Origin of the sequence: Actinomadura sp. K4S16 (genome assembly GCF_008327685.1) — a bacterium.
Classification (GTDB): Bacteria; Actinomycetota; Actinomycetes; order Streptosporangiales; family Streptosporangiaceae; genus Spirillospora.
This window is the reverse complement of record NZ_BDDE01000017.1, coordinates 299958-322183: the sequence shown is the minus strand read 5'-3', so window position 1 is coordinate 322183 and position 22226 is coordinate 299958. Positions and strand designations below refer to the sequence as shown.

The following is a 22226-nucleotide window of genomic DNA, read 5'->3' as shown; positions in this document are numbered from 1 at the left end:
GGTAAGGGACGGCCCGTTTTCGCCCGGAACGGGAGGCGAAACGGCCGGCGCCGTGCCGGGATACGGATCCGGATGACAATGAAAACCTCTTCTGAGGCGTTGCCGCACCCGCCGTTCGGCGACGCCTGGCCGGCGGCGCTGGACGTTCGCGCGCTGCTGGACGGTGGCTGGCGGCCGACCCCGTTCCGTCAGTTCGTGCTGAAGGTCTTCAGCCGCTGCGACCTGGCGTGCGACCACTGCTACGTCTACGAGATGCGCGACCAGAGCTGGCGGGGCCGCCCGCGCGCCATGCCGCGCGAGGTCCTCGACCGGGCCGCCGAGCGCATCGCCGACCATGTCGCAACCCACGACCTCGACTCCGTCACGCTCGTCCTGCACGGCGGCGAGCCGCTGCTGGCCGGCACCGGCCTGCTCGGCGACGCCGTCCGCACGACCCGCGACGCGGTGCGCCGAGCAGCGGGCCCCGGCCCGGATGGCCGCCACCGGGTGCGCGCCGTCGTGCAGACCAACGGCGTCCGGCTCGGCACGCGCGAGCTTGGGCTGTTCGACGAGTTGAACGTCCGCGTAGGGGTCAGCCTCGACGGCGCGCAGGCCGCCCATGACCGGCGCCGCCGCCACGCCGACGGGCGAGGCAGTCACGCCGAGGTCCAGGCGGCACTCGACCGGCTCTCCTCCGACCGCTACCGCCACCTGTTCGCCGGGCTGCTGTGCACGGTCGACCTGCGCAACGACCCGGTGGAGACCTACGAGGCCCTGCTGCGCCACGGCCCGCCCACCGTCGACCTGCTGCTGCCGCACGCGAACTGGTCGGAGCCGCCCCCCGGACAGGGCGATCCCTGCACGACCCCGTACGGCGACTGGCTGGCCGCGGTGTTCGATCGCTGGTATGCGGCGCCGCGGCGGGAGACCGGTGTGCGGCTTTTGGAGGAGATCCTTCAGATGCTGCTGGGCGGGGCGTCCAGCAGCGAGGCGATCGGGCTGTCCCCCGTCGGCGTCGTCGTAATCGAGACAGACGGGGCCATCGAGCAGTCCGACAGCCTCAAATCCGCATTCCCCGGCGCGCCCCGAACGGGAAGGCATGTGTTCGTCGACTCTTTCGACGAGGTACTGCTGTCGCCGTTCGTCGCGGCCCGCCAGATCGGGCTGCGCGCGTTGTGCCCGACCTGCTCGTCCTGCCCGGTGAATAAGGTGTGCGGGGGCGGGCATTACGCTCACCGTTACAGTGACGGAAACGGTTTCCTGAACCCTTCGGTGTATTGCTCCGACCTTCTCCGGCTCATCATGCACATTCGTGCCAGGGTCGCCGCCGACCTTCCCCGGACGGCCGCGAGACGAAAGGTGTGCGATGGAGATCCGCTACCACCGACCGCCAGCTGACCTCCTCCGGGAATTGGCCGCGGGTGGTGGCGGCGTCCGCGCGATGCGCATGCTCGGCGAGATCCAGGCCAGTCGGAACCTGCTGCTGGTGCGCGGCGTGGTGGAGACGGCGCGTGCGTTTGGCGGCCCAGGCACGGCGTGGCGGGTCCAGGCGGCCTACGGGATGCTCGCCGACCTGCAGGCTGCCCATCCGGAGGCGGTCCGGCAGGTGATCTGCCACCCTGCGGTCGGTGCATGGGCCGGCCGCGCCATCCGGGACGCGCGGCTCCGCCGCTCGCACGGCGGCCTGGAGCGGCTGGGCGCGCTCGCCGCCGCGGCGGCGGTCCGGGCCGGCGCCCGCACCACCGTGATCGTCCCAGCGCCGGGCGGACGGCTGATGCTGCCGTCGCTGGGCATGGCCGTGCCGGCCCCCGCCTCGCGCGCGACGGTACGGGTGGCGGGCGGCCACGCGGTCGTCGAGGCGTCCGGCGCGCGGGTCGCGATCCCCGCCGATCCGGAGTCGGACGCGTCCGGTTGGCTCGGGCTGCGCCGTCTCACGGTGTCCTCCGGCGATCTGTCCCTCGACGTGCTGGTCGACGACCTCGACCCGTACCGCCTCCCCGGCATGCCGGTGCGCGCCCGGCTCCCGGGGCCGGAACTGGCCCGCTGGGAGGACGATCTCGCGGCGGCCTGGCGGATCCTCGTGCACCGCCATCGCCCCGCCGCCGAGGAGGTCGGCGCGGGAATCCGGGTGGTGACGCCGCTCGCCGGCGACGGCACCGGACAGGTCAGCGCAAGCTCCCGCGAGGCGCACGGGAGCCTCGCGTTCTCCACCACCGGCAGGGCGCGAGATCTGGCCCTGATCCTCGCCCATGAGGTGCAGCACGCCAAGCTCGCGGCACTGATCGAGGCGGTCCCGATGATCCGTTCCGACCATGACCGCCGGTACTACGCGCCGTGGCGGGAAGATCCCCGCCCGGTCTACGGTCTGCTCCAGGGCGCCTACGCCCACCTCGGCGTGGCGGGTTTCTGGCGGCGGGAGCGCCGCCGGTCACCGGGCGACATGCACGCGCACACCGAGTTCGAACGCTGGCGCAGGGCGGCGCTGCTCGCGTCCGAAAGCCTTCTCGACGGGCGCGGCCTGACACCGGACGGCGCTGGCTTCGTCGGAGGCATGGCGGACACCTTGCAGCTGTGGGGGCGCGAACCGGTGCCCGCTCCGGCGATGCGGCTGGCCCGCCGCAAGGCCGCCCGCCACCGCGCCCTCTGGCTCCGCCGCCACGGCCACCACCTCGCAGCCCCCAGGAACCAGGGATGATCACCCCGGCCTGGCGCCTCGCCTCCGGCGGGCTGGAACACGGACCCTGCTGAGCCGCTGAGCCCGCGCCGGAGCAGCCCCGAGGGAACGCGAAGCACCGATCGAGGGGGCTCGGCAGTGAGCGACGTGATCCTCCACAAGCCATCCCGCTGACAGCAGGAGCGGCTCCTGGCATGCTGAGGAACACCTCACGGACTGCTCGGCTACCAGCGTGTCAGCCAGTCGCTTATGGTGTCGGCCTACCGCTCGGTCCACGGTTGCGTCCACGGAGGTGGTGTATGAGTTTGACCTGGTCAGAGGGCGTGGCGTCGTGACGTGAGACGGCCATCGCGTGATCCTTCGAATCGACCAAGATCAGAAGGAGAGGAACGCGATGGCCGTGGACAACAGTGTGGCCCCTGCGGGGTGGCCGGCCGAGCAGATCGGGGCGTGTGAGCCCGATGTGTTGCAGTCGATGGTCAAGACGATGGCCGAGGCGCTCATGAGCGCGGAGGCCGACTCGGTGTGCGGCGCCGACTACGGGACCCGCTCGGACGAGCGGGTCAACCGCCGCAACGGCTACCGGTCCAGGGACTGGGACACCCGCGCCAGCACCGTGGAACTGGCGATCCCAAGCTGCGGTCCGGCTCATACTTCCCCGAATGGCTGCTGGAGCGACGCCGTCCGGGCCGAGCAGGCCCTCGTATCGGTGGTGGCCACCTCCTATCTGCTGGGCGTCAGCACGCGGCGGCTGGACAAGCTGGTCGAGCAGATGGGCATCAAGGGCATCTCCAAAAGCCAGGTCAGCGAGACGTCCAAGGTGCTGGACGCCCAGGTGCGGGGTTCCGCAACCGGCCCTTGGAGGGCGGTCTGTATGCGTTCGTGTGGGTCGATGCCCTGACCCAGAAGGTTCGTGAGGGCGGCCGGATCGTCAACGTTCACGTGCTGGTGGCCACCGGCGTCAACGCCGACGGGCACCGCGAGATCCTCGGCGTCGAGGTCACCTCGGCCGAAGACGGCGCCGGGTGGCTGACCTTTCTGCGCGGGCTGGTCGCCCACGGTCTGACCTGCGTCCAACTGGTGATCTCCGACGCCACGCCGGCCTGGTCGAGGCGATCGGATCCACGCTGCCCGGGGCGTGCTGGCAACGGTGCCGGACCCATTACCTGCGCAACCTGCTGACCAGGGTGCCCACCGCAGCCGTGGGTGGCCACGCTGGTGCTCACCGTCTTCGACCAGCCCGCCGCCGAAGAGGTCCACGCCCAGCACGCCCGCGTCGTCCCTGGAGGCCAAACACCCCGACGCCGCCGCGCACCTGAACGCCGCCCGCGCCGACCTGCTGGCCTTCACCGGCTTCCCACGCCAACTCTGGCGGCAGATCTGGTCCAACAACCCGCAAGAACGGCTCAACAAGGAGATCTGTCGGCGCACCGACGTGGTCGGGATCTTCCCCGACCGGGCCGCGATCGTCCGCCTCGTCGGCGCCGTGCTGATGGAGCAGACCGATGAGTGGACCGAGGCCCGCCGCTACATGGGCATGGAATTCCTCGCCAAAGCCCGCCTGCGCGTCATCGAGGGCACCACACCCGACCTCGAGATCGAGCAGCGAGAGCTCACCGCTTAACCTGCAGAGACAGGATCACGCGAAGATCAACTCTGACACCACTCCAGTGGACGTGACCCAGCCGTCCCGGCCGAACAGATGCCGAAGACACCGAACACCCGTACGTCCTGCGGTCCTACATCACCTGTGCCGACTGCGAACGCCGGATGTTCGGCAAGAACGATCGGGGCGGCTGTACTACGTCTGCAGCCCGAAACGTTCTCACCTGCCTGAAGGGCATCCCGCGGTCGTGCGGATCCGTGAAGAGCCTCTCATCGCGGGGCTGAACGACTTCTTCAATCGGGAGATCTTCGGTGCCCATCGCCGAGGGCGTCTTGAGACGCTGCTCGTCCGGCTGGATGATCGACACCTGCGTGAACACGAAGGGCATGTCGCAGCCCTGGTAACCGAGATCGCGGATCTCGGTCGTCGCCGGGCGCGGGTGCTGGATCCGCTTGAACAACTAGATGACCCCAGCGAGGCGTTCGTCCAGAACATCAACGAACGCGCCGCTCAGATCGCCGCCGACCTGGAAGCCGCACAAGCCAAGCTACGAGAAGTCCGGAGTGCGGCGCCCCCGCGCCCCTACCCTGAACTGCTGGATCTGCTCCCGGCCGGAGCGATCGATCCGGGGCGGGTTCCAGGGCCGGTGCTGCGGCGGCTGCTGGATGTGCTCCGGTTGCGGATGCGCTACGACCGGAAGACCGGCCGCATGGACTGCGAGGTCACGATCACGTCCGAGATCGTCGGCACCCAGCACGACGCGGCGGCTGCGGCGATCGGGGCCGCCGAAACGGGATCGCGCGCCGGTCTACGGCGGACCCCCTACGGGGTCCGCCGTAGACCGGCTCCAGGCCCCACCCCACCCAACGCCCGCCTAACAATCCCATCCCGCTTCCCAATCCCGTAACCGCGTATTGCCGAATGCTCAGATCCGACCACACAAGACCCTGCACCGACGCCCCTGCCGACCACTCTGGCTCTTTGTCGAAGAGCGGAGTACCAGGCTGGCGGAGGCGTTGCGAGCCATCGCTATGGCCTGAGCGCGGTGATCCTCCACGAGCCGGAGCGGCCAACGAGCGAACACGGCCGACCCGCGTGATGTGGCGGCTCAACCGTTGAAGCCCCTCCACGGCACGCCGAGATGGGCGAGCGGTCGCAGGAGGCTGCGGTGGGTGGTGCCGACCCATATGTCGCATTGGCCTTCGCCTCGTGGTCGCGACCGGCCGCGTGCTGGATGTGCTCATCGAGTCGGCGATCCGTGGTGCGATGGCCAGCCCGGCGTTCGACGGCACGCGGGACCTGGAGGCCGCCTTTCGGACGCTTGATATCAGCGGGTCGTGCCGGGGGGCCGGATGGTGCTGAAGGTACGCCGGTGGTTGCACGATTGATTGGAAACGGTCCGCGGCTTCGAGGAGCTCCGCGTCACGGCAGGCATCCGGGCGCCACGGCTGCTGGATGCCGGAACCATCGGGGATGCGTGGCGGGCTGTCCTGGAACGCCTACCGGGTGCGCTTGCGGAGAGGCCGACACCTGAACGGCAACGGGAACTGGGCCGCCAGCTCCGCCTTTGGCACTCCCAGCCTCCCGGCGAGGGTCTGCGTCTGGAGGATCCCGGCGCATTGGGTGTCCTGCTGGGCTGCCGCTCGCGTGATTCTGACCGATCTGCTGAGCACGGTGACCACGACCTTCGCCGCGATCGCGGCCGACGACGACGAGCGAATCACGCGCGGCATGGAGGACATAGCGCGCTACGCCGGTAGCGTCCGCCGGACGGAACGACACGTCAGACGACCCGTACGACCAAGTGTTCGTCCTACTCGGGTGGGCATGGGACGTCGCTCTCGCCGCTCAGGAGGCTACCCGCTACCCGGTCACGCACGCGACGGTCGCGGAAGCCGCGGACCTGTCGCGCCCGCTGCTGGCCGTTCCGCTCCCCGAGGTAAGAACGCCGATCGTCAACGACGGATGGCATCGAATCCACAAGGCCAGACAGACGGGCATCACGGAGTTGCTGGTCATCTTCCTGGATGTCGATGACGAGCGCGCATGCCGACTCATGAGCGGCAGCATCGAACGCCGCTGGTAGACCGGCAGATACGGCACGGACAGTGCCACGCGCGAGGGCCCGGGTAGGCGGGACGCCGCCCGGGCCCCGTGCGTGCGGTGGAGGGTGCGGCCCGGTGCGGCAGTCATAACCATCGGGTCAGTTCGGTTCGAACAGGGCGGTGATTCGGGCGGTCCGGCCGTTCTGGTCGAACTCGAAGTGCAGGTAGTGCTCGTTGACCTGGTACCGGTCGAAGCTCGGCCCGACGCGTTCCGGCGTGCCGAGGAAGGCGGTCACCTCGGCACGGGTCGCGGTGGGCGACAGCCCGTCCACGAGGGCGGTGGGTCGCGGGTACAGGCCGTAGGCCGCGTCCTGGGGGTCCGGTTGGGTGCGGACCATGGCCGACACGAGGACCTTGTCCTCGAAGATTAGGTCGGTGCCGGCTGGTTTGAAGATGTAGTAGGTCGACTTCTCGCCGTCGAAGTCGAACTCCTCGACCTCCATCGTGGGGCCCACCAAGGCGACGGCGTCGAGGATCCGGTCGTCGCCCTGGCGGCGGCCGAGCACATCCAGCAGCACGGCGATCTCGCCGGTGACCGTAGTCATATCCCCTTCTTTCGGTTCGCCTCGCGCATCTTTTTGATGGCCGCGTCGACGGCCTCGGGTGAGTAGCCCTCGTCAATGAGGTTCTTCCGGGTCGTAGTGTAGTCCCTCTCAGCGGCCGTGCTGAGGTCAGCGGCGTCGACCTCGATCTTTTCCTGCGTGTTCTTTCCCCGCCACGTGTCGCCTTTCGCGTGAACGTTTTTCGGTACCTCTATGGCCGTGCCCTGATCGTGGACTGCCTTCGCTTCCTGAGGGGTCAGCTTGCGACCGAGGTCCTTTTCCTTAGACTTCTTGAGCGCCGCCGAGGAGGGAATGTGGTCGTGTTCGAGATTGTCGCCGACCTTCTCGCGTTTCTTGAGATCGGCGTAGGTGCCGACGTCGAGTGGTTTGACGTTGCCGGTGTCGTCGCTGCTGAGGGCGGTGGTGGCTTGGGAGGAGGTGTCGCTGGCCGCATCGGCGAGTGGCTGCCCATTCCGGCCGATCACTTCATCAGGAACCTCGTCGATAGCCTCTGCGGGCGGCGTCCCCTCGACCCATCCGTCACCCCCTAGCTCGGGGCGCGAGGCATCGCGGTTGCTGGATTCGGTGGTGGTCTCGCCGTTCTCGCTCGCCGCCTGCGCACCCTGCTGCTCGACGGGCGAGGTCTCGGTCTTCTTGCCCTCTTCGCTGGGTTGGCCGATGTCGGTCTGCGAGGGAATTGCCTGGCTGGTATCACCGGGCTCGGCGGGGGTGTCTTGGAAGACGGCTCGGTTGCGTTCCGCGGCCGCGAGTTGTTCTGCGCGGGCCAGGGCCAGGCTCTGCAGGCGGGAGTGGGGTTGGGCGGGTGGCTGGGAGGCGTCGGCTGGAGGGGTGCGCTGAATCGGTTCGGGGTCGTCGGTGGTCTCGACGCGGGGGCCGGGCCATTGCTCAGAGGATTGAGGTGTGGGCGGGTCGATATCCTCGGAGTCGTCACCGTCGGTCTTGTCGTCGCTGCTGCCGACCACGGCGGGGCCGGTGTTGTTCTGAGGGCGCGGACCCTCGTCGCGGTCGTCCTGCCCTCCCACCTCGCCGGTCTCGGGTTGGCCGACCCCGGAGCCGCGGTCGCCGTCCTCTCGCTCACTCTCGTCTTGGCGCGGGTCCTCTGGCTTGGCCTGGCCAGAATTCTCCGCTTCTGCGCCGCCGCTCTGAGCTGGGTCGGTCTTGCTGCGGTCGTGCTCTTCGGGAGGCTGGGAGCTGCCTTCGGGTTCGCTGGTCTCCGGCTCCTCCTTGGTCTTGGCGCCGGTTTCGGCTGACGGATCGGCCGGGGTCTTCGGCTTCTCGCTGGCCAGGTCGGTGGAGGAGGATTCGCCAGTTTGGCCCTTACCGTCGTCACTGACGTCCGGCCGCTCAGGGAACTTCCAGCCTGCTGCTCTGAGGCTGTCCATGCGGGGGGTTCTGCCGTCCGCGCCGGGAGTGGTGGACGGAGACTCACCAGCGTTGCCCGGTGGTGTGGGCTTGTCGGTGGACTCAGGGTCCTGCGCACCGGGGGGCCTGTCCACACCCACGCTCGCAGCCCTTCCACTGGGTTAAGGCGAACCGATCCGCCGGACGGCTCACCGGGCGTGTCCTTGACATACCGGGGCAAATGCCGGATCACGCCGGTCCCTATGTAAGCGCGCACGCGCGGACTTTGCACGTGCACGGTGCCGAGACTGCGGTACTCGCATGCGTTTTCGTGATGTCTCGCCGCTCCAAACCTTCAGGATTGTTCTCATTTGCCACCGCGACAGGGTGGGCAACGGCGTGGGCGGTCCTATTCAAGTAATTCGGCCATGCCTGGCTCGTTGGAGCTTGGAGGTGCGGAGAGGACGGGGCCGGTGTGCCGAGCGAGCTCTGCGGCGTCCTCGGGTGAGGCCGCGATATAGATCTTGTTGCGGGCGTCGGCGGAGACCGTGTCGCGCAGGTCCTTGGGCAGTTGGGACAGGTGTTGGTGGGCCAGGACGAGCGAGAGGCGGTAGCTGGGGGCCTCGGCCGGGATGTCGGAGACCGAGCCGGGCAGGTTGAGGAAGTTTGAGGAACGCCTGCTCCTCAAGGGATGACAGTTGGAAGTCTCCGTCTTACCCGCGCAGGTAGGCTCTGCCGGATCCGGTCACGCGGCATGGTTTCGCCGAGGGATCGCACTCGGGAACGTGCGCGATGACAACCGGCATTCCCTCGACAACCCCGTCTTCCATGGTGATCCGGAGGGGTGGGGTGAAGGAGCGTGCCTTCACGGCGATGCCTTGCTTGAGCTTCTGCGGGTCGGTGAGCGGTACCGGCCGGAAGCCTGTCGCCTCGTCGAGCCCCAGGATGATCGTGTCGCCGCCCGGAAGGTCCGCCAGGGCGCTAAGTGTCGAGGTCAACGACCGTGGCAACTCGTCGGCGGCCGACCTGACCTCCACGTCCAGACGAGTCGCCGCCTGCTGTGCGCAGGCGTTCCACCAGGCCGTCCAGATTCATGCTCACGCGCAAATGCAACGGGGGTGTGGTTACATTTGCCATGGGTTCAGTTGCATTTGGGTGTTTCGTCCGCTCAGCTGCGTGCCCCATCACGCGGCCCGGCGACGACCTCTGTGGCTGCCGGAGGCGTTCGGTCCCGTCGCATGAACGAGCCGGCACACCGTGCGCTCATGAGGATGCTGGGCGCGCAGTCGCAGCGCGAGGTGCTGCGGGCACGGCACCGTGTCCTGACCGCGATGCGCATCCAAGCCTGCGAGCAGGGCCGCTGCATCGGCGGGCTCGGCGCACTCATCCGCGTCGACCAAGATCACGCGGAGACGGTAGATCTGTCCCACCCGCTCCTGGCCGTTCCGCTTTCCGAAGTGGGGACGCCGATCGTGATCTGACGGATGGCACCGGCTCCACAAGGCCCGGCAGACCGGCGTCACGGAGTTGCCGGTCGTCTTCCTGAATGCCGACGACGCGAGCGCATGCCGCATCATGGGCGGCAGGGTGAAACCCGCTGGTAGACCGGCGAGGCCAGCACACCGCGCCACGCGCGAAGGGCCCGGGTAGGCGGAACGCCGCACGGGCCCCGTGCGCGCTGCACCGAGCCCGTGCGGCAACTTCCCAACACTCGGGTGCAGTTCGATGAAAAAGGCCCGCCGTGCCGCGAGACTTACGGTATGAGCCGGACCCGTCCCCATCGGCAACCCCGACGGCAGGAAGCCCGCTTCCGGGCGCACGGGCTATGTGCGAGCCCTGATCCTCACCCGCTTACGGTGGGGCCTGATATGACATCCGGCGTACGAGAGCCCCATGGCTCTGTTTGTCACTGTTGCGTTTTTCGAGGTAGTTGGACGCGCATGTCTAATAGCGGATACGTTACCCCGAACTTGGGACCGAGGTAGGTGACGCACTCAGTCTTCCGCCGTTCAGTACAGGATACCATTCATTCTTCAAGTGGAGGAAAAATGTCATATGTAATCATTTTGAGAGACGGTAGCAGATCTCTATCTGTCGGTCCTTTTAGAAAAGCGGTCCTCAAGCCTAATATCGGAACTCTTCGGCCTGACGTGTGCTGGATATTCACTTTCTCGACAGAGTTGCTGCTAGTTGGAATAGCATACGCAAGTCCGCGTCAAGTGCGCAGCGCAAAAGAACGCATTATCGAAGAGCAGTTGTCTGTCGACCATATTCAGATGATAAGCCCGGCGCTGCGGCTTTCTGAGATCTTTTCAGAGATGATTCCTTATGTCGATCCGGAAACCCACCTCCAGCTAAGAGGTTTCTTGGAGACGTCCCGCCCGGGCCATGCCGAACAACTCTCGAATCGCCAGGGTTACGCGCTGGAAAGGATTGCGGTCTCGCGGCGAGATGATATAGCTCAAATATTGGAGACAGTTCGTCAACTTGCTGGAGCAAAAAAGATCCCATTCACTGGCTCAGCAGCGGACATTTGGCAACTTGAGCGTGACGCAATGCTCACTGCCTTGCGTGCGGCGGGATTCTCTTCGAGCATCCTAGCCGCCTGGAGCCCTCCAGAGTCCGCCGACGATCCATTCTCTTCTGGCCTCAACGACATCGAGATGCGGGAAGCCGGCGATCTCGAAGAAGGTGTTGCAGCGGCGAGGAGACCCACGCCAATTCGTGGAAGGCTATCTCTCGCTGACCTGACCACCCCGAGCGAGCAGTCACTAATCGAGGCGGACAGCAGGGTGATGCCTGGCTGGATCAGCAGCGGAAGTGAGAATCTTCGTCATGACGTGCAGTCGTTCGATGACGGAAACGGGCATGTACTGGAGATATTTAACGTTAATGCTACTCCCATCGAGAGCAGGTTGGGTGTGGATCTTTTGTATTTTTATCGAAATGCAAACTCGCTTGTCGGCGTTCAGTACAAAAAACTGAAGTCTTCCGATGATGTCATCTATGTGGATGCTCGTCTTGAAGATCAGATTAGCCGCATGAGTCGATGGACTGAAGAGTGTAGGGTCATGCCGACCGAGCCAGCGCATTGGCGAATCGGCGATGACTGGATGTATCTAAAACTCGCCGAGGCAACGCCCATGTATCCGGATACCCCTAGACTCATGGGAGGGCCATACCTGCCCCTATCATACCTTCTTTTGATCCTAGAGGATCCGGCGATCTTGGGGCCAAAAAAAGGAAAGCGTCTGGGGCCTGGACTTGTGAAGCGGCATGTAACCGGCACGCTTTTTATTGATCTACTTAAGAGGAATTGGATAGGGAGTCCAAGTCTAACAGAGGATCGATTGAAAGAAATGATGCAAGTGTCTTTGCAGCGAGGAAATAGTGTTGTAGTCGGCATTGATTACAGGCCTTGAGTTGCGGATTGGACTATGGAATCATGCGGGCTTCTGATTGCTCCAGACAAGGAGAGGTTGAGTAGTGCCCACTCAGTCAGTCCGGCGGTAGGTCTCAACGCCGATTGCCGGGTGGCAGGTTGAGCAGCGGGCAGCGATCACTTTGCCGGGGGCGATGACGAGGCCAACATGGCCAGGGTGAGTACCAGAGGTACTGGGCCAGCGTCGAAAAATTGAGCCTTTTTCGCCGGCAGTTCGGTGTGCGCTGAAAAAGACTCGCTGTACCCTTTTTGCCTGCGTTGGTGTGATCGACGATCACGGTGTGATCGCGGACGGCGAGTGCGTCCTCGGCAGCGGACGACCCAGGGCGTCGTTTCTACGAGGCTGCCCAGGAAGGGACATCCGATCTTTTACCAAGCCCGTCGTTCCTCTGGGCCGTAGGGGCTCCAGTCCTTGAGGTAGGGCTTGAGATCTTCTGGGCGCAGCTCCGGATGTTCAGGGTGCGAGGGCAGTGCCCGAAGGGGATCGAGTGAAGCGGCGTAGTCACACACCCACGACAGCCATTCTCGAGCCTCCCGCACCCCGGGCGTATCCGGTGTCTCACGGTCAATACGTTGTTCCAGCGCTCGGCAATAGGCGCCGATCTCCTGAGACTCGCGCCACCTGGAGATCTGTTCGCGGAGCGCAGTCGCCTCGTTGGCCTCGTTTGCTTTCCGCCGTGCTTCGGCCATGGCGAGTTCCCAGCGCCGTCGTCGTTCGGTTCGGGCTCGCTCTTCCTCGGCCTCACGGGCGGCATCTTCCACAGCGCGTTGCTCAAGCTCACGCAGGACCGTTTCAAGAATATCTTCGACTTGCCAACGCTTTCGATCGGCCCACCGACACTGCCGGCCGTTCGAGCGGTACCGCGTGACCTCGACGACCAGACGCTCGACCTTTTCGGGATCGCTGCTTTGCGGGTTCTCCTCTGCGATGGTCACCGCGTAGGAGAATTTCTCGATTGCGATGCGTATCGCGCCGTCACGGCGAGAATACCTGCTCGGATAGTGCTTCCCCAGGTACGCGTAGGGCCGGCTCCTGTGATGCTCGGGCACCGGTTCGTCGTGCACGGCGTGGCCACGCCGTTCGGCCTCGGTTGCCAGCGCCTGGAGGATGAGCAGGCAGCGTCGCCTGCGGTGGCGTGGCATGACGAGGCGGTGCTCATCGTCGCGGAGGCGGGCAACCACCGGATGCAGGGCCCGGAGCTGCGAGGGCACCGGAATGCTCGGAGCGTCGTCACTCGCATTGACGCGCTTGTTTGGAGGATCGCCGGTGAGGAGCTCGATGACGAGGTTTCCGTTCCACTCCTTCCGCTTTTCGATCCATCGACCGGGCGGCTCGAGCTTGTGCCGCTTAACGTAGTTGATCGTGCGGCGCCACTGGCCGACGGTCTCCTCGTCTGGTTTTTCGATGATGAGGCGCTGCTCAGAAGTCAGGCGCTCGATCAGGGCCGTGGCCGCCGCATAGCGCTTCTCCGAGACCAACGTCTGAGGATGCGTCCGGTTCTTTCCCGAATAGTCTTGCGGGGCCGCTGCTCGTGGCGTCCGGGCGCGTGGACGAGACGACGGCCCTTTCTCCTCAGCAGTTGAGTTATCGCGCCTGCGGTCGGGGTGGTCGGGGTGTTGACCATGCTCGAGGTAGAACCGTCCGGCCTCGGTGATGGACGCCTGCCACCTGCCATCGCGACGGCTGACATCGACGAGTCCGCGGCTCTGCAAGGCCCGAGCCGAGGTGCGTAGAGCGACGTCTTCGGGTCGGCTCAGGTCATTCCCTTCGCCGATCCGGCGCAAGACGTCCAGTTGGCGCTCGTTGAGCGGATCCCACCGATGCATCCATCAGCTCACTCATCTGCAGCCGAGCCGGGGTCCCTGAGCTGTGCGCCGAGTTCCTCGATCCGGCGTTGTGTCTTCGTGATCGACTTGTTCTGCCGCTCCAGCTTCGCCTCCGCGGCTTGGAGCTCTTCGGCCAGTCGTGCCGTTCGCACACGCCCCTCAGCGTCGTCCGTGGGGCCGATGCGATGGGCTTGGACGACACCTCGGCGAGCGCTGCAGGTGGGACAGTCGATGATCCGCCGGGAGTAGTAGTCGTGATCGCGGTGCTGTGTAACGCGAACCATGTGATCGCAGGTCAGCGTGAGATCCCAGTCATCGAGATCCCGTTTCCGCACCTCCGACTTGACGGACGTGAAAATTCTGCTGATCTGTTCGATCTGCCTGTGGCTCAAGGGATGTGGTGGGCAGCAGTATCCGCAGTGCACGGTGCGTGATCCTTGCATGCTCCATCGATGGGAACGGCATTCACCGTGACGCTCGAGGTAACGCGCTTCCTCCCGATCATGCTCTTCGCGCTGTTCCGGCGTCATATGCATCAGCGCAAGACGGTCGCCACGTTGATCCAGAAGGGGCTCACCGCAGCCCCGACAAGGCTCGCCCGCTTCAAACTCCTCACGGCTTAGATAAGCGCCGTCGCGTACCCACTTCTGTCGCTGTTCTTCCTGTCGGCGATCTTCCTGCTCGGCGGCGAGAGCCTCACGCCGCGCGCGCATCAACGCCCGACGCTTACGCTCTTCCTCGGTTAGCTTTGCCACAGGGGCTCCCGGAGTTGTTCTCTCGCCTTCAGGTTAAAGCCAACGTAGCCACCAGTGGACGCTTTCTAGAAATCCGCACGCCGGTGCTGGCAGGCGGTAGGGGAGATATTCACCTTTCCAGGATATAGGCCACAGAAGTTCTCGATCGGTTCTTGGTGTGAAATTGAATATTTCAGACATCGGTCCAGATCAACTACCCGCACGCCAGGCTCCGCGGTAAACGCGGGCAGAAATTCGCGCCGCGCGTGTCCAAGATCGGGGTGGGCGGTGTCAGTTACTTGGTGAGACAGGGGACCGGGCGACCACCACGGGTCACCCAACATGACCAGCACCTACCAGCCGAACCCGACGCCCGCCAGCGGTGCACGGCAACTGCTGCCACTTATCGTCTGGCTTGCCCGGACGACACCACCGACCAGCCCGCCCAGAACGTGCAGCCCTGGCAAGGCCCCGCGCACCGAGCGTCGCAGCCCCGAACCTGTGAACGGCACCTGGGCACGATCAGTTCCGGGCTCGCGCGCCATCTCATTACCACCGCCACCGGTGAAGGCGACGTGATCGCTGAGGCGTTCACCACCAACTCCGCCACCCTGCGCGCCGCGGCCGAACTCGACTGGCGCGCCGTCGCGTGCGTTCCGCACCTCCCGCTCGCCCAGCACATCGGGGCGCAGTTGCGCGCCTCCCTGCCGCACGAACACCTCGGACGAGTCGCGATGCGCCCGCGTCGTGCCGACCAGATGCACGGCGGTATCGCCGACCACTCGGGACAGGTCGCCCTGGTGATCGCCGCCCCGCCCACGGCCGGGAGTTGCACCGCCGAACCAAAGCCAGGGCGGGCACAGGGAGCGTGCCCAGCCTACTTGTCGGATGTCCTGATCGACAGTGCCTTCCACGCCGGTCGTTCCTGCCGGCCGCCTACCGGGTGCTGCGCCCCGGAGGTCACCTCGCCCGTCGTGACCACGGCCCGGCATCACAACGGGCACCTGATCGACCCCGCACCGGTGATCACCCGAGCGGACGTCCCGGTTCCCCGAAGGCAGAAACGACCGGGTCGCTGTCCGCACCCGGCAGCGGCACGCCGCCGTGCACGCCTTACTGACTTACGGCCGCACCATCAAGCAGATCGCCGACGAGCTGCAGCTGAGCCGCAACACCATCCGCCGGTTCGCCCGGACCGCCGATCCCGACCTGCTCCTGGTCCACGGCGGCACCGGAAAGCGCACCAAAGACCTCCAGGCCTACGACGCCTACCTGCGCACACGCTGGGACCAGGCAACGCCCAACGGCTCCACGCAGAACTACGTGAACGCGGATACAGCGGCGCCGTCACCACGGTCCGGCAATACCTCCAGCCCTGGCGGACCGGCCGGCCCGCACCGCACGGTCCGCGTCCGCCGACGGTCCGCCAGGCCACCGCCTGGTTCCTGAGCAACCCCGCCCACCTGGACCCCGGCGACCAGCACCGCCTGGACATCCTCTGCGATGCCAGCCCGCAGCTCGCGGTCTTGCGCGAGCGCGTCCGCGAGTTCGCCGAGATGATGGTCCACCGCCGAGAACAACGGCTCGAGACCTGGATGACCGCCGTTGTCCGTGACGACCTGCCCGAACTGCACTCCTTCGTCACCGGACTGCGCCGCGACCAAGACGCCGTCACCGCCGGACTCACCCTGCTCTGCAGCTCCGGCCCCGTCGAAGGCCACGTCAACCGCATCAATTGATCAAGAGGCAGATGTACGGCCGCGTCAACCCCGACCTCCTGCGCAAACGCGTCCTCCTGGCTGACTGACGCGCTCCGCTTCACGGAATGTGTGCCAGAGCTAGACTTCGGCCGTCGTTGACACTCGATGACGGCTTCGTCCCGCTGGGCCCGGACCCGCACCGTCACCGAGTCGCCGGGACGGCAGTAGCGGGCCGCGTTGGACAGCAGGTTGCCGACGCCTGGTGGATCCGGTCGGCGTCCGCGCGGATTACGACGCCGTCGTCGATGCCGGTGTGCACGGTGAGACCCGCCGCGTTTAGCTGGGCGCGGCGTGCGGCGACCGGCTCGCGCGCCACGGCGCCGATGTCGACGTCCGCCGGGCGCAGTGACAGGGCGGCCGACTCCGAGGCGGACAGCTCGGCGAGGTCGTCGACGATCCGGCCTAGCCGCAGGGACTGGTCGTGCAAGGCGGTCAGGCGCGACCCGATGGTGAACCCGCGAGGCGCGGAGCTTCAGAGCCAGAGGATGACGTTGAGGGTGGGGACGTGGATCAGGAGGAAGGCGTTCTTCGCCTTCGCCGCCGCTTCAGGCCGGCGTGCAGAGACGGCGGTCGTGGCGACCACGTAGCGGTCCCGGGTTCCGACCTGGCCGATGAGGGCGCCGCCCGGCGGGTCGACGCGGCCGCCGGGAACGAAGCGCAGGTCGGTGTGCCGCAAAAGGCGCTGAGCACCGGCGGCGGAAGCCCGGTCGTGGAACTTGAGGACGTGGCTGCTGACCAGGACGCCGTCCGTGGTCCTGAACGCGATCTCGATCCGTCCCTCGCACCCCGTTCGGCGCAGGACGGCCCGGGCCTGCTCACTGGTCGCTCCCGCCAGGCAGCCCTCCTCATCGTCCAGGACCTCGGCGGCCGTTCGCTCGTAGGTCTCGGAACGTCCCCCGAAGCGGTTCTCGAACCTGGTGGCGTCGTCGTAGAAGGTTTCGACCTCGAACGCCGGGCCGCTGACGGCGGATGGCCCGGTCATGAGCACGGCGGCGAACGGTGCGGACAGAACGGCCGCCCCCAGAACGCCCAGGGAGGAGCCGAGCGCGATGCGCCGCTTGCGCTCGCGTGCCTCCCAGCGGTGCACATGGTCAGGGAGCCCGGCCGGGCTGGGAGATCCGAGCGCCGCCAGTCCGCCGGTCTCCTTGGGCGCCGGGGGCGCCTGGGCCCGGACGACCACCGTCCCGGCGCGCCGGTCGTGCAGGCACTGCCTCAGCCGGTCGTCCTTCCTGTACACCCAGGGGTCGCTGATCAGCGGTACGGGCGAGGCACTCCTCGGGAGGACGTACCGCCGGAAGGACCGCCGCCATCCCGGGGCCCGCGTCCCGTCCTCCTCGCGCACCACCCGGATCCCGGCGACCCGCTGGCCCAGGGTGCAGCCCCACCGCACGATCCCCCCGACGCGCAGCAGCGGCGGACCGGCCATGCCGGTGATCACGAGTGGGGCGGCCGCCCAGGCCGTCGCCGCGGAGGAGGAGCCGTCGGACAGCAGGACGACCGCGTAGACGGGCGACACGGCTGCCAGGACCATGAGAAAGGCGACCAGCAGGTCGATCGCCCGGGCCGCGACCCGCTGCCGCGTGCTCGCCAACACCCGCACGACACGGCCGTCTTCGCCCGGATCCCGATCTGGGGAAGTCCCCGCAGGGACATACAGGGGAGCCGTCATGAGCGTAAATGCAAGCATGCCCCAGGCCTCAGACAGACCCACTGTGGCCTCGCGCCACGTCACCGCCGGCCCATCGCGGCGATCCAACACGCTGGTCGCGGGCATGGCAGACCGACACTGGCCACTCTGCCTGACGCGACGCCAGGGTGAACGAGTCTCCGGTAGGTCTGGATGTCGAGGACCCTGCCTGCTGGAGAGGATCGCCGTGGACCTTGTCGAGTATCAGGGCATGAGCGACGACGAGCTCTACACCTTGCTCGGAGCGGAACTGCTGGGCGAAGGGGTGGGGCTGTCCCCCGAAGACGAGGAGGAACAGCGTCGCTTCGGCAAGCAGTGGTTCGCCGACAAGCACCGCGATCTCCAGCGCAAGATCTGCCATCACGAAGGGATCCGGCCGTTCCTGGGGACCAGCGGTTCCGACCGCGTCATCGACGCGGCCGCCATCGCCGAACTCCTCACCGACGATTTCGGCCCCACATCGGTGATCGTCGCCGTCCTGATCGCGCGGATCGGCCTGGGCGCCTTCTGCCAGAACGCCCCCGCGCCGCGATGAGCACGGACGAGGCCGAGCCGGAGCCGGAGTCACCGGGCGAGGCGGCCGCACGCCTCTCCGGCATCAACCGTGAGGACCAGCTGGAGAAACTGCTCGAAGAACTCACCGACATGGGCGACCATGCGGGGCGCGCCGAACTCGAACGCCTCATGGCCGAGTGGAAGCTCAGCCAGGGGGAAGGCGGCCACGCCAATCCGGTCGATGCGCTGACCCACGGACTCAAACAGCAGGTCACCGAGGCCATGGCCGAGCTGACCAACCGGCCTGAACGCCTGGACCTGCTCTCCTTCGTCGCCATCAACAGCGAAGCGGTGTCGGCTCGCATGCGTCCGCTGGAGAGCGGATGGGGACTGGTCCAGTTCTCCGACGCGACCACGACGTTGTGCCTTCTCTACAGCGGATGCGCTGCGGAAGGCTTCGTGCCTGCTGGTTCCGCCCTGCCGTTCAGCCGGTTGAGGCACGCCTGGCGAGCCCAGCGCACCAGGAGCCTCGGCATCGACCGGGGGCTGCTGACCGGGCTGCTCCGCTACTACTACGTGAACCAGCGTGTCTTCGCGCTGGCCGCGAAACTGGGGTATCGAGTGCCCCGCCGAGCCCAGCAGGTCAGTTGGCTGCTGGCGCAGCAAGCGATGGTGTTCGTGCTGTGCCATGAGGCCGCCCACCACGTACTGGAGCATCCTCCCGCTGCGAGCGCGTTCTCTCCGGCCGAGGACCTGTCGGCCTGCACGGACAGCCAGCAGCGGGAACTCGACGCGGATCTGCTGGGTTACAGGGCAGCGGTACGAGTCGGCGAACACGCCGTCGCAGGGACTCGCGCGGCCGGTGGGCTCGGAATGTTCCCCGAGGCCGGGGCCGCTCTCGGAGCCCTGATAGGGATGCTGGCGATCTACGGCGACGAGCGGGCGGTGTTCATCCGCAGCGGTCGCACCCACCCCTCGGCTCCGGTCCGGGCTGCCCGGCTGATGGGAGAACTCAGGCCCGAGATACGCGGCTTCGCGGAGATCTTCCTGAACGACCTGGTGGAGGCCACCCACCGAGCGACGGACTTCTCCGAGCACGGGCACCGCTTCACCACGGAATGGCTGGCCCGGACTCCAGGAGTCCATTCGCCGCTGCCGCCCATGAAATTGCGGCTTGTCGAGGCTCTCGACCTGACCCAGAGCCGCGCGCGTGAGAACGTCGCGGCGGACATGTCGGAAATAGAGCAGGAGGCCGATCGGCCGGCGCTCGACGCCGTCCGCGCGGCGGTGGCGGGGGACGCACGCACAGCGCTGCTCGCGTGGGGCGTGCCGGCCAAGCGCGTCGAGGCCTTCTGCGATCCGCACCGGGCTCTGAAATTCTCCGAGCTCGTGGAGAAGCTGCGGACTGCCTTCGGCTCCCGCGACCTCCCCAAGGGAGGCGCGCTGGCCGCATCGGTGCTCGCCGCGCAACTACTATCGGACCCGCTCAGCCGCCTCACCCACCCATAACGCGAGCCCGGCCGGTGTTCGTGCTGAGGCACTATATGACCTGTGGGCTGTGCGAGCACCAGACGCAGGTGGCGACGGCCAAAGCCAAGAGCAAGGATCTGGCTCGGCGGCAAGCGCGCGTGCTCGACCCGTTGGAGAATCTGGAAGAGCCGACTCCAGCGCTCGTTCAGCGTGTCAACGAGCGCGCCGCCGAGATCGCAGCCGACCTCAACGCGGAGCAGGCCAGGCTCGCGATGCCGCGAACGTGGTGATCGGTTCCGGCCGAGCCGGTTCCGAGAGTACCCCCTACCGGATTCGAACCGGCGCTACCGCCTTGAAAGGGCGGCGTCCTAGGCCGCTAGACGAAGGGGGCCCGTGGTGGCGGAGATGGTCGCCACTCGACTCGCCAAGTCTAGAGGACGTGGCGGGGCGGCGTGCAAACGGTTACCCCGGAGAGGGGGTGCGGGTGGGCGTGCGGGACGGGGAGGTCGTCGGGGACGGGGTGCGGGACGGCCAGTCGGACGGGAACTCCGAGGGGAACGGGGACGTCGGGGACGCCGGCGGGGACGTGGCCGGGGGCTGGGGCTTGACGGCGCGGTCCGGGGCGGGTTCGAGGTGGCGCTCGATCTGCGCCGAGGTGAGGCCGAGGCCGCCGAGCCGGAGGTCGTCCCAGCCCTGGAGGCGGTGGCTGGCGCGGGAGAAGTAGAGGACGGACAGCTCGATGGGGGTGGGCTGCTCGTGTTCGAGGCCGCGCAGGCCCGCGCCGCCGGTGGAGCCCTGGACGAAGAGGCGGGAGCCGGTGGGGAGGAGCTTCGTCGAGCGGGCGTGGGTGTGGCCCGCGAGGATCATGGGGGCGACGCCGGAGAAGCCCTCGCCCTCGGTGGGGTCGTGGGTGACGACGAGGTCGGGGAGGTCGCCCCCGCCGCGCAGCCGCTCGGCATGGCGCAGGCCCTCGGCGCGGAGCTGGTCGGCGCCGACGTAGTCGTCGCGGGTGCTCTTGTCGGGGGTGAAGCGGGGGTCGCCGAGGCCGTAGACGCGCAGGCCGGCGACCTCGCGGGTCGTGTCGTCCAGGACGATCGCGTTCTTCTGCCGGGCGACGGCCTTCTGGGTCTGCTTGGAGTCGTGGTTGCCGCGGACGTAGACGTAGGGGACCTTCAGGTCGGAGATCTCGTCCGCGAACTTGTCCTCGGGCTTGCTGCCGTGGTCCATCAGGTCGCCGCTGTCGATGACGACGTCGACCTTGAACTGGGTGCTGACGGACTTGATCACGTTCCAGGCGGCGGGGTTGAGGTGGATGTCGGAGACGTGCAGCACGCGGATGGTCGACGGGTCGGGCTCGTAGGTGGGGAGGGTCGAGGTGGTGGCGTACAGCTCGGAGATGTTGCCGACGAGGCGGGCGAGCTGGGCGCGGTAGGCGGAGAAGCGCTCGACGATGCTGCGGGCGTCGCCGACGACCTGGGGGGCGTTGGCGAGCAGGCCGGTGTAGCGGGGCTCGGCGATGGACTGGGGGTTGAACGTCCCCCAGGTGACGAGGGTGAGGGCGACGAGGCCCGCGGCGGCGGAGCCCAGGCCGAGCAGGGCGCGCCGCCAGGAGCGGAAGAGCAGCAGGGACGCGACGAAGCTCGTGGCCAGGCCGATGAGGACGGCGCGCAGGAGGAGTTCGGCGATGCCGTGCCGGAGCTGGCCCGCGATGTGGTCGGTGAGGCGGTCCAGCGCGGTCTCGTCCTCGATCAGCTTCTTGGCCTGGTCGGGGCGCAGGTCGGTGAGGCGGGCCTCCAGGGAGACGGGCCCGCCGTGGGTGTCGAGCTGGAGGGAGCCGAGCGGGGGGAGCTTCAGGGTCGTCCCGCCGTGCAGGGACGGGTGCAGGCTGAGCTGGACGTCCGCGGGGCCGACGGGGGTGACGTAGCGGCCGCCGGCGAGGAGGCCCAGGTAGCCGGCGGCGAGCCCGATGATGAAGACGAGGAAGAACCGCGTCCAACGGCTGGTGAGTACGGGTCGGGCGCGGCGGGTGACGGGCGAGCAGGCGTCGCGGGCGCGCGCAGCGTAGGCGCGCACGGTTGCGGAAGCCTGGGTCAACGCGGCGCGGACCTTGGGCACGTGTTCCCCTTCTGTCGAGCAGAATGACCGGTGTGATGGAGTTGTCGCGCGATGCGTTCGAGGACCTCGTCGGGGAGGCTCTCGACAGCATCCCGCCCGAGCTGACCGCCCACATGCGCAATGTCGTCATCGTCGTCGAGGACGACGCGCCGGAGCGCGGCCTGCTCGGCCTATACCAAGGCGTACCACTCACCGAGCGGGGCGACTGGTACGGGGCCGTCCTGCCCGATCACATTTCGATCTACCGCAACGAGATCCTCCGTATATGTGACACCGAGGATGACGTGGTGGAAGAAGTCCGAATAACAGTCGTACACGAGATCGCCCACCACTTCGGCATCGACGACGAGCGGCTGCACGAACTCGGATATTGATCCGAGAAATGTGTACTGTAGGTCACGCGACTGCCACGCAGCGTGAGTTAATAG

General features: G+C 67.2%; 24 protein-coding genes, 1 tRNA gene and 2 pseudogenes. 16 read left to right on the top strand and 11 right to left on the bottom strand.

The features are described 5' to 3' along the window. The first annotated feature begins 78 nt into the window (after nucleotides 1–78). From K4S16_RS27555 to K4S16_RS27535, 8 genes and pseudogenes are all read left to right on the top strand, one after another. Nucleotides 79–1377, top strand: coding sequence for an FxsB family cyclophane-forming radical SAM/SPASM peptide maturase (locus K4S16_RS27555; protein ID WP_149261927.1), 1299 nt, complete (start codon nucleotides 79–81; stop codon nucleotides 1375–1377). Next, a complete protein-coding gene (locus tag K4S16_RS27550; protein WP_149261926.1) occupies nucleotides 1346–2674 on the top strand; it encodes an HEXXH motif domain-containing protein in 1329 nt (442 codons plus the stop codon). The genes K4S16_RS27555 and K4S16_RS27550 overlap by 32 nt, the downstream gene beginning before the upstream one ends. 373 nt (nucleotides 2675–3047) lie before the next feature. Beyond that, nucleotides 3048–3554 (top strand): transposase, encoded by a 507-nt coding sequence (locus K4S16_RS46550; protein ID WP_268843279.1) that lies wholly within the window; start codon nucleotides 3048–3050, stop codon nucleotides 3552–3554. Then, a pseudogene (locus tag K4S16_RS46545) lies at nucleotides 3536–3792 on the top strand (transposase); the annotation flags it as partial. The gene K4S16_RS46550 and the pseudogene K4S16_RS46545, both read left to right, overlap by 19 nt. Next, nucleotides 3792–4277, top strand: coding sequence for a transposase (locus K4S16_RS46540; protein ID WP_268843278.1), 486 nt, complete (start codon nucleotides 3792–3794; stop codon nucleotides 4275–4277). The pseudogene K4S16_RS46545 and the gene K4S16_RS46540, both read left to right, overlap by 1 nt. Nucleotides 4278–4506: 229 nt before the next feature. Continuing rightward, the gene (locus tag K4S16_RS27540) at nucleotides 4507–5166 is read left to right on the top strand and encodes a hypothetical protein (RefSeq protein WP_149261925.1); all 660 of its coding nucleotides are present in this window, start codon (nucleotides 4507–4509) and stop codon (nucleotides 5164–5166) included. A gap of 302 nt (nucleotides 5167–5468) precedes the next feature. Further along, entirely contained in the window at nucleotides 5469–5621 is a 153-nt protein-coding gene (locus K4S16_RS44510; RefSeq protein ID WP_160161052.1) for a hypothetical protein, read from the top strand. A 442-nt stretch (nucleotides 5622–6063) separates the two neighbouring features. Next, nucleotides 6064–6345: a hypothetical protein gene (locus K4S16_RS27535; RefSeq protein WP_149261924.1), complete on the top strand. Its 282-nt coding sequence runs from the start codon at nucleotides 6064–6066 to the stop codon at nucleotides 6343–6345. Between the two features lie 117 nt (nucleotides 6346–6462). On the opposite strand, the gene K4S16_RS27530 is transcribed toward K4S16_RS27535, so the two are convergent. The 4 genes from K4S16_RS27530 to K4S16_RS27515 form a co-directional block, all read right to left on the bottom strand. Next, nucleotides 6463–6909, bottom strand: a complete 447-nt coding sequence (locus tag K4S16_RS27530; RefSeq protein ID WP_149261923.1) for a hypothetical protein — start codon at nucleotides 6907–6909, stop codon at nucleotides 6463–6465. Then, on the bottom strand, nucleotides 6906–8309 hold the full coding sequence (locus K4S16_RS27525; RefSeq protein WP_149261922.1) for a hypothetical protein: 1404 nt from the start codon (nucleotides 8307–8309) through the stop codon (nucleotides 6906–6908). The genes K4S16_RS27530 and K4S16_RS27525 overlap by 4 nt, the downstream gene beginning before the upstream one ends. A 368-nt stretch (nucleotides 8310–8677) precedes the next feature. Next, nucleotides 8678–8956 carry a hypothetical protein gene (locus K4S16_RS27520; protein WP_149261921.1) on the bottom strand — a complete coding sequence of 93 codons (279 nt, stop codon included), beginning with the start codon at nucleotides 8954–8956 and terminating at the stop codon, nucleotides 8678–8680. A gap of 25 nt (nucleotides 8957–8981) precedes the next feature. Beyond that, a complete protein-coding gene (locus K4S16_RS27515; RefSeq protein WP_200842154.1) occupies nucleotides 8982–9305 on the bottom strand; it encodes a helix-turn-helix domain-containing protein in 324 nt (107 codons plus the stop codon). A gap of 228 nt (nucleotides 9306–9533) precedes the next feature. Here K4S16_RS27515 and K4S16_RS45220 point away from each other — a divergent pair, with 228 nt between their 5' ends. Both K4S16_RS45220 and K4S16_RS27505 read left to right on the top strand, forming a co-directional pair. Beyond that, nucleotides 9534–9749, top strand: coding sequence for a hypothetical protein (locus K4S16_RS45220; RefSeq protein ID WP_200842153.1), 216 nt, complete (start codon nucleotides 9534–9536; stop codon nucleotides 9747–9749). A 567-nt stretch (nucleotides 9750–10316) separates the two neighbouring features. After that, on the top strand, nucleotides 10317–11690 hold the full coding sequence (locus K4S16_RS27505; RefSeq protein WP_149261920.1) for a hypothetical protein: 1374 nt from the start codon (nucleotides 10317–10319) through the stop codon (nucleotides 11688–11690). Nucleotides 11691–12079: 389 nt separating this feature from the next. Here K4S16_RS27505 and K4S16_RS27500 read toward each other — a convergent pair whose 3' ends face one another. The 3 genes from K4S16_RS27500 to K4S16_RS27490 all read right to left on the bottom strand — a co-directional run bounded on the left by K4S16_RS27500 (nucleotide 12080) and on the right by K4S16_RS27490 (nucleotide 15185). Then, the gene (locus tag K4S16_RS27500) at nucleotides 12080–13537 is read right to left on the bottom strand and encodes a hypothetical protein (RefSeq protein ID WP_149261919.1); all 1458 of its coding nucleotides are present in this window, start codon (nucleotides 13535–13537) and stop codon (nucleotides 12080–12082) included. 8 nt (nucleotides 13538–13545) lie between these two features. Beyond that, complete coding sequence (locus tag K4S16_RS27495; RefSeq protein ID WP_149261918.1) at nucleotides 13546–14292, bottom strand: hypothetical protein; 747 nt, start codon at nucleotides 14290–14292, stop codon at nucleotides 13546–13548. Nucleotides 14293–14624: 332 nt separating this feature from the next. Beyond that, nucleotides 14625–15185, bottom strand: a complete 561-nt coding sequence (locus tag K4S16_RS27490) for a hypothetical protein (RefSeq protein WP_149261917.1) — start codon at nucleotides 15183–15185, stop codon at nucleotides 14625–14627. 178 nt (nucleotides 15186–15363) lie between these two features. Here K4S16_RS27490 and K4S16_RS27485 point away from each other — a divergent pair. Further along, nucleotides 15364–15720 (top strand): annotated as a pseudogene (locus tag K4S16_RS27485) (hypothetical protein); the annotation flags it as partial. Beyond that, on the top strand, nucleotides 15717–16010 hold the full coding sequence (locus K4S16_RS45215; RefSeq protein WP_235037119.1) for a transposase: 294 nt from the start codon (nucleotides 15717–15719) through the stop codon (nucleotides 16008–16010). The pseudogene K4S16_RS27485 and the gene K4S16_RS45215, both read left to right, overlap by 4 nt. Nucleotides 16011–16173: 163 nt before the next feature. Here K4S16_RS45215 and K4S16_RS27475 read toward each other — a convergent pair whose 3' ends face one another. After that, nucleotides 16174–16458 carry a hypothetical protein gene (locus K4S16_RS27475; RefSeq protein ID WP_149261915.1) on the bottom strand — a complete coding sequence of 95 codons (285 nt, stop codon included), beginning with the start codon at nucleotides 16456–16458 and terminating at the stop codon, nucleotides 16174–16176. 45 nt (nucleotides 16459–16503) lie between these two features. Further along, nucleotides 16504–17622 carry an RDD family protein gene (locus K4S16_RS27470; RefSeq protein ID WP_160161051.1) on the bottom strand — a complete coding sequence of 373 codons (1119 nt, stop codon included), beginning with the start codon at nucleotides 17620–17622 and terminating at the stop codon, nucleotides 16504–16506. A 307-nt stretch (nucleotides 17623–17929) separates the two neighbouring features. Between K4S16_RS27470 and K4S16_RS27465 the strand changes: the two genes are divergently transcribed. Genes K4S16_RS27465 through K4S16_RS27455 form a run of 3 tightly spaced genes read left to right on the top strand, consistent with a single transcriptional unit; the run spans nucleotide 17930 to nucleotide 19973 of the window. Further along, nucleotides 17930–18253, top strand: a complete 324-nt coding sequence (locus K4S16_RS27465; protein ID WP_149261913.1) for a hypothetical protein — start codon at nucleotides 17930–17932, stop codon at nucleotides 18251–18253. Then, the gene (locus K4S16_RS27460) at nucleotides 18250–19722 is read left to right on the top strand and encodes a hypothetical protein (RefSeq protein ID WP_149261912.1); all 1473 of its coding nucleotides are present in this window, start codon (nucleotides 18250–18252) and stop codon (nucleotides 19720–19722) included. Before K4S16_RS27465 ends, K4S16_RS27460 begins: the two co-directional genes overlap by 4 nt. A gap of 35 nt (nucleotides 19723–19757) precedes the next feature. Further along, nucleotides 19758–19973 (top strand): hypothetical protein, encoded by a 216-nt coding sequence (locus tag K4S16_RS27455; protein ID WP_149261911.1) that lies wholly within the window; start codon nucleotides 19758–19760, stop codon nucleotides 19971–19973. A 28-nt stretch (nucleotides 19974–20001) separates the two neighbouring features. Here K4S16_RS27455 and K4S16_RS27450 read toward each other — a convergent pair. Both K4S16_RS27450 and K4S16_RS27445 read right to left on the bottom strand, forming a co-directional pair. Beyond that, nucleotides 20002–20074 (bottom strand) — tRNA-Glu (locus K4S16_RS27450). Nucleotides 20075–20145: 71 nt separating this feature from the next. After that, the gene (locus K4S16_RS27445; RefSeq protein WP_149261910.1) at nucleotides 20146–21756 is read right to left on the bottom strand and encodes a metallophosphoesterase; all 1611 of its coding nucleotides are present in this window, start codon (nucleotides 21754–21756) and stop codon (nucleotides 20146–20148) included. A gap of 65 nt (nucleotides 21757–21821) precedes the next feature. Between K4S16_RS27445 and K4S16_RS27440 the strand changes: the two genes are divergently transcribed. After that, nucleotides 21822–22172, top strand: coding sequence for a metallopeptidase family protein (locus K4S16_RS27440; protein WP_375708348.1), 351 nt, complete (start codon nucleotides 21822–21824; stop codon nucleotides 22170–22172). Nucleotides 22173–22226 lie beyond the last annotated feature (54 nt).